At 73.9% G+C, this 6,300-nt stretch carries 7 protein-coding genes; 3 read left to right on the top strand and 4 right to left on the bottom strand.

The features are described from left to right. On the top strand, positions 1-342 hold a 342-nt coding region (locus BLS21_RS02115), incomplete at its 5' end, for an LGFP repeat-containing protein (protein ID WP_425431575.1). A 60-nt stretch (positions 343-402) separates the two neighbouring features. Here BLS21_RS02115 and BLS21_RS02110 read toward each other — a convergent pair. The 4 genes from BLS21_RS02110 to BLS21_RS02095 are packed head-to-tail and all read right to left on the bottom strand — an operon-like array spanning position 403 to position 4,665. Continuing rightward, complete coding sequence (locus BLS21_RS02110; RefSeq protein ID WP_091213142.1) at positions 403-2,163, bottom strand: acetyl/propionyl/methylcrotonyl-CoA carboxylase subunit alpha; 1,761 nt, start codon at positions 2,161-2,163, stop codon at positions 403-405. Between the two features lie 59 nt (positions 2,164-2,222). Next, positions 2,223-2,831, bottom strand: coding sequence for a Maf family protein (locus tag BLS21_RS02105; protein ID WP_091213139.1), 609 nt, complete (start codon positions 2,829-2,831; stop codon positions 2,223-2,225). Then, entirely contained in the window at positions 2,828-3,043 is a 216-nt protein-coding gene (locus BLS21_RS02100; protein WP_091213136.1) for an acyl-CoA carboxylase subunit epsilon, read from the bottom strand. The genes BLS21_RS02105 and BLS21_RS02100 overlap by 4 nt, the downstream gene beginning before the upstream one ends. Continuing rightward, complete coding sequence (locus tag BLS21_RS02095) at positions 3,040-4,665, bottom strand: acyl-CoA carboxylase subunit beta (RefSeq protein WP_091213133.1); 1,626 nt, start codon at positions 4,663-4,665, stop codon at positions 3,040-3,042. Before BLS21_RS02095 ends, BLS21_RS02100 begins: the two co-directional genes overlap by 4 nt. 170 nt (positions 4,666-4,835) lie before the next feature. On the opposite strand from BLS21_RS02095, the gene BLS21_RS02090 reads away from it, so the two are divergent. Continuing rightward, on the top strand, positions 4,836-5,675 hold the full coding sequence (locus tag BLS21_RS02090; RefSeq protein ID WP_091213130.1) for a biotin--[acetyl-CoA-carboxylase] ligase: 840 nt from the start codon (positions 4,836-4,838) through the stop codon (positions 5,673-5,675). Between the two features lie 31 nt (positions 5,676-5,706). Then, the gene (locus tag BLS21_RS02085; RefSeq protein ID WP_091213127.1) at positions 5,707-6,297 is read left to right on the top strand and encodes a PH domain-containing protein; all 591 of its coding nucleotides are present in this window, start codon (positions 5,707-5,709) and stop codon (positions 6,295-6,297) included. The last annotated feature ends 3 nt before the right edge of the window (positions 6,298-6,300 follow it).

Genomic DNA, 6,300 nt, shown 5'->3' with positions numbered 1-6,300 from the left:
GGCGCCCACGACGTGCGGGGCGCGATCCTGGAGCACTGGCGCTCGCTGGGCGCCCAGACCGGGGTCCTCGGCTACCCGACCGGCGACGACACCGCGGTGCCCGGCGGGTGGAAGACGGACTTCGCGGGCGGGTCGGTCTACTGGTCACCGTCCACCGGAGCGCACGCCGTCCGGGGCGGCATCCTCACGCACTGGCTGGCGGACGGGGGACCGGCCGGGTCGCTCGGCTTCCCGGTCACCGACCACGTCGCGCTGCCCGACGGCGGCGGCTGGCAGGTCCGCTTCCAGAACGGCACGCTCACCGAGCGGCCTGACGGCACGATCGAGACGACCACCGGCTGAGACGGGGTCGACGAGGGCCCGCCACCGGAGAACCGGTGGCGGGCCCTGGTCGTCCGGGGACTAGCCCGCGTCGGAGATGGTGCAGATGACGGCGCCGCTGGTCACCGAGGCGCCCACCTCGGCGGACAGGCCGCTGACCGTGCCGGCCTTGTGCGCGGTGATCGGCTGCTCCATCTTCATCGCCTCGAGGACGACGACCAGGTCGCCCTCGGCCACGGTGTCCCCGTCGGAGACCGCGACCTTGGCGATGGTGCCCTGCATCGGGCTGGTCAGGGAGTCGCCGGAGGCCGCCGCCCCGCCGTGCCCGCCGCCGCGCTTGCGCGGCTTGGCCCCGCCGGCCGCGGCAGGCCCGCCGCCACCGGCCGCGAGGCCCGCGGGCAGCGACACCTCCAGCCGCCGTCCGCCGACCTCGACGACGACGGTCTGCCGCGGCTCGTCCTCGTCGTGCCCGACCGGGGCCGCGGAGTACGGCTGCACCTGGTTGTCCCACTCGGTCTCGATCCAGCGGGTGTGCACGGTGAACGGCTCGGTGGTGAACGCCTCGTCCCGCACGACCGCGCGGTGGAACGGGACGACGGTCGGCATGCCCTCGACCACCAGCTCGTCCAGCGCGCGGCGGGCCCGCTGCAGGGCCTCCTGGCGGGTGGCGCCGGTGACGATGAGCTTGGCCAGCATCGAGTCGAACGCGCCGACCACCTCGCCGCCGGTCTCGACACCGGAGTCCCAGCGCACGCCCGGGCCCTGCGGGATCTCCAGCCGGGTCACCGGGCCGGGGGCGGGCATGAAGTTGCGGCCGGCGTCCTCGGCGTTGATCCGGAACTCGATGCTGTGCCCGCGCGGGGTCGGGTCCGAGGTGACCTCGAGCGGCAGGCCGTCGGCGATGCGGAACTGCTGGCGGACCAGGTCGAGGCCGCTGGTCTCCTCCGACACCGGGTGCTCGACCTGCAGCCGGGTGTTGACCTCGAGGAAGGAGATCGAGCCGTCGACGCCGACGAGGTACTCGACCGTGCCGGCCCCGTGGTAGCCCGCCTCCGCGCAGATGGCCTTGGCCGACTCGTGGATGCGCGCCCGCTGCTCGTCGGTCAGGAACGGCGCCGGGGCCTCCTCGACGAGCTTCTGGTTGCGCCGCTGCAGGGAGCAGTCGCGGGTGCCGACGACGACCACGTTGCCGTGGGTGTCGGCCAGCACCTGGGCCTCGACGTGCCGGGGCTTGTCGAGGAAGCGCTCGACGAAGCACTCCCCGCGACCGAAGGCCGACACGGCCTCGCGGACGGCGGAGTCGAACAGCTCGGGGATCTCCTCGACGGTGCGGGCCACCTTCAGCCCGCGCCCGCCGCCCCCGAACGCCGCCTTGATGGCGACCGGCAGGCCGTGCTCCTCGGCGAAGGCCACGACCTCGTCGGCGCCGCCGACCGGGTCCTTGGTGCCGGGCACCAGCGGCGCGCCGGCCTTCATGGCGATGTGCCGGGCCTGCACCTTGTCGCCGAGGGCGATGATCGCCTCGGGAGAGGGGCCGATCCAGGTCAGCCCGGCGTCGATCACCGCCTGGGCGAAGCCGGCGTTCTCCGACAGGAAGCCGTAGCCGGGGTGGACCGCGTCCGCGCCGGACCGCTTGGCGGCGTCCAGGATCTTGTCGACCACCAGGTAGGAGTCGCCGGGCGTCGTCCCCCCGAGGGCGAAGGCCTCGTCGGCCATGCGCACGTGCAGCGCGTCCCGGTCGGGTTCGGCGTAGACGGCCACGCTGGTGAGGCCGGCGTCCTTGCAGGCGCGGGCGACGCGCACCGCGATCTCGCCGCGGTTGGCGATCAGGACCTTCTGCACCGGAGTTCTCCCTCGGGTTCGTACTGCTCGGTCTGCGGGTGGGGCGGGCGAGCGCGAGCTCAGCGCCGCCAGAGGTCGGTGATCGCCAGCCCGCGCTTGGCGAGCTGGGTGCGCAGCGTGGCCAGCGACAGACCGACGACCGCCGCCGGGTCGCCGTCCACCCGGCGGACGAACGGCGCGCCCAGCCCGTCGAGGGTGAAGGCGCCGGCCACGGCCAGCGGCTCGCCCGTGGCGAGGTAGGCCTCGATCTCCTGCGGCGTGGGACTGGCGAAGTGCACGACGGTGGAGACGACGGCGACGTCCCGGCTGACCACCTGGCCGTCCTGGACGTCGAAGAGCGCCTGGCCGGTGTGCAGCACGCCGCTCTTGCCGCTCATCCGCTGCCACCGGTCCCGGGCGTCGTGCGTGTCGGTGGGCTTGCCCAGCGCCTGGCCGCGGAACTCCAGCAGCGAGTCGGCGCCCACGACGAGCGCGTCGGTCTCCTGCTCGGCGACGGCCTTGGCCTTGGCGGCGGCCAGCAGCGCGACCAGCTCGCCGACCCGCGCGGCCTGCACCGACGACTCGTCGACCTGGCTCACGACGACCTCGGGCGTCAGCCCGGCCTGGCGCAGCAGGCCCAGCCGGGCGGGGGACGCCGAGGCCAGCACCAGACGGCGGTCCACGCTCATGCGTACCTCCCTGAGGCGCGCCAGCCACCGGGTCCGGGACGCAGCGGGCGCCGGTGGAGGTCCCCGAACGACGCCCAGGTCCCGACCGGGGTCGGCCGGCGGCGGGTGCGCCGCTGCGACAGGGCGGCGACGACGACGGTGAGTGCGGCGAGCTCCTCGGCCGAGGGCTCGCCCGTGACGACCCGCAGCAGGGGGCGGTCCGACTCGCTCACAGCGGGATGTTCCCGTGCTTCTTCGGGGGCAGGGTCTGGCGCTTGTTGGCCAGCAGGCGCAGCCCCTTGGTGATCTCGATGCGGGTCTCCGACGGGCGGATCACCTGGTCGACGTACCCACGGTCGGCCGCGATGTACGGCGAGAGCAGCGCGTCCTCGTACTCGGTGATGAGCTCGGCGCGGCGCGCGTCGGCGTCGTCCGCGTCGGCCAGCTCCCGCCGGTAGAGGATGTTGACCGCGCCCTGGGCGCCCATGACGGCGATCTGCGAGGTCGGCCAGGCGAGGTTGAGGTCGGCCCCGAGGTGCTTGGAGCCCATGACGTCGTAGGCGCCGCCGTAGGCCTTGCGGGTGATCACGGTGATCTTCGGGACGGTCGCCTCGGCGTACGCGTAGATCAGCTTGGCGCCGCGGCGGATGATCCCCTCCCACTCCTGGGAGGTCCCGGGCAGGAAGCCGGGGACGTCGACGAAGGTCAGCACCGGGATGTTGAAGGCGTCGCAGGTGCGCACGAAGCGCGCCGCCTTCTCGCTGGCATCGATGTCGAGCGTGCCGGCGAACTGGGTGGGCTGGTTGGCCACGACGCCGACCGGCCGCCCCTCGACCCGGCCGAAGCCGACGACGATGTTGGGCGCGAACAGCGGCTGCACCTCGAGGAACTCGCCGTCGTCGAGCACGTGCTCGATGACGGTGTGCATGTCGTAGGGGGTGTTGGCCGAGTCCGGGACGAACGTGTCGAGCTCGCGGTCGTCGTCGGTGACCCCGTCGTGCGTGGTGTCGGCCGGCGCGACCTCGAGGGCCGGCAGCGGGTCGAGGTTGTTGCTCGGCAGGTAGGACAGCAGCGCCTTGACGTAGTCGAGGGCGTCGGACTCGTCCTCGGCCAGATAGTGCGCGACACCGGACTTGGTGTTGTGCGTGCGGGCGCCGCCGAGCTCCTCCAGGCTGACGTCCTCGCCGGTCACGGTCTTCACGACGTCGGGGCCGGTGATGAACATCTGGCTGGTCTGGTCGACCATCACGACGAAGTCGGTCAGCGCGGGGGAGTAGACGTGCCCGCCGGCCGCGGCGCCCATCACCAGCGAGATCTGCGGGATGACGCCCGAGGCGTGCACGTTGCGCCGGAAGATCTCGCCGTAGAGGCCGAGGGAGACCACGCCCTCCTGGATGCGCGCGCCGCCGCCCTCGTTGATGCCGATGATCGGGCAGCCGTTGCGCATGGCCAGGTCGAGGACCTTGACGATCTTCTCGCCGTAGACCTCGCCGAGGCTGCCGCCGAACACCGTGACGTCCTGGGAGAAGACGCAGACCGGGCGCCCGTCGACGGTGCCGTAGCCGGTGACGACGCCGTCCCCGAAGGGCCGCTTGGACTCCATGCCGAAGTTGGTGGAGCGGTGGCGGGCGAACTCGTCGAGCTCGGTGAACGAGCCCGGGTCCAGCAGCGCCTCGATCCGCTCGCGGGCGGTCATCTTGCCCGCGGCGTGCTGCCTCTCCACGGCGCGTTCGGAGCCCGCGTGGGTGGCCTCCTGCACGCGTCGCTCGAAGTCCGCCAGCTTGCCGGCGGTCGTGTGGATGTCGACGTCGCCGGGGACGGAGTCCCCGGCGCTCTCCAGTTCAGCCGCGCTCACGTGCTCTCCTCGCTGCGCTCGTCGGCGCGTCCGCGCCGCGCTGCTGCGTCCATCGGTGAGCTCGCAAGCTCGCTCACGCACCTCTCCTCGCTGGGGCTCGTCGGTCGCGTCGACGCGCTGCCGTGCCCGGGAGTGAGCTCCCTCGCTCACGGGTTCCGTAGCGTAGAAGAGTGCCCGAGACGCTGCCGTCCGCCTCCTCCGACCCCTCCCGGGCCCCGCTCGACGGCCGGTCGCTGGCGGCTGCGCTGACCCCCGGGAGCGCCCTGTGGCGCTCGCTGGAGGTGGTACCCGAGATCGGCTCCACGAACGCCGCTCTCCTCGCGGCCGCGGCCGAGGACGCCCCCGAGGGGACGGTCCTCGCGGCCGAGCACCAGGTGACCGGCCGTGGGCGGCTGGACCGGGTCTGGACCTCCCCGCCGGGCGCGGGCGTCACCGTCTCGTTCCTGCTGCGCCCCGACGTCCCGAGCGCGCGCCGCGGGTGGCTGCCGCTGCTCACCGGCGTGGCCCTGGCCGAGGCTGTGGGCGAGGTGCCGGGCGTGCGCACCTCGCTGAAGTGGCCCAACGACCTGCTCGCCGCCGGCGGCGCGAAGCTGGCCGGCATCCTCGCCGAGGTCGGCAGCGGGGCGGTCGTCGTGGGCGTCGGCCTCAACGTCTCCACCCGGGCCGACGAGCTGCCCGACACCGGCACCTCCCTCGCGCTCGAGGCCGGGCGGCCGGTCGACCGCGCGGCGGTCCTGCTGCAGTTCCTGCGGACCTTCGAGCGCCGCTACCTCGCGTGGGCGCAGGCGCTCGGCGACCCGGTGTCCAGCGGGCTGGCCCGCGACTACCTGGCGTGGTGCTCGACGGTCGGCGCGGACGTCGTCGTCACGCTGCCCGACGGCTCCACGCTCGAGGGGGTCGCGGAGTCGGTCGACTGGGACGGCCGGCTCGTCGTCGGGACGACGCAGGGCGTGGTGGAACTGGCCAGCGGCGACGTGCGACACGTGCGCGCACCGGCGCGGGAGCGGTGATCGGAGGGTCGTCCTCCGCCATCCTGTCCGCGTGCCCTACCCGGACAAGCTGCTCGCCGAGGACGAAGAGGTCGTCCGGCACCTGCACCCCCACTGGCTGACCCTCGTCCGTCCGGTCCTCGTCCTGCTGCTCGTCGTGGGCGGTACCTCGTTCGGCGCGGCGCTGGTGCCCGCCGGGGCCTCGCAGGGCACCGTGCGGACGGTGCTCGCCGGGCTCGCGCTGGTGGTCCTCGTCGTCGCCGTCGTCCGGCCGGTGCTGCGCTGGCGCACCACCCACCACGTCGTCACGACCCACCGGGTGCTGCTGCGCGAGGGCGTCCTCGCCCGGCGCGGGCGCGACATCGCGCTGTCCCGGATCGCCGACGTCTCCTACCGGCAGACGCTGGGCCAGCGCCTGGTCCGCTCGGGGACGCTCACCATCGAGACCCTGGGGGAGGGCGGGACCACCGTGCTCGAGCGGGTGCCCGACTGCGAAGGCGTCCAGCAGCTGCTGTTCGCCCTGCTGGAGGAGGACGCCGACCGGCGCGGCGGTGCCGGTGCCCCGCTGCCGCGCGACGGGTGGGACGACGACGGCTGGACCCCCGCCGGCTGGACCGCCGGGCACCGCACGACCCGCTTCTGAGCC

It is taken from the genome of Geodermatophilus siccatus (assembly GCF_900103785.1).
GTDB classification, from domain to species: Bacteria; Actinomycetota; Actinomycetes; order Mycobacteriales; family Geodermatophilaceae; genus Geodermatophilus; species Geodermatophilus siccatus.
The sequence above is the reverse complement of the archived record's forward strand: the minus strand, read 5'-3'. Positions and strand labels throughout refer to the sequence as shown.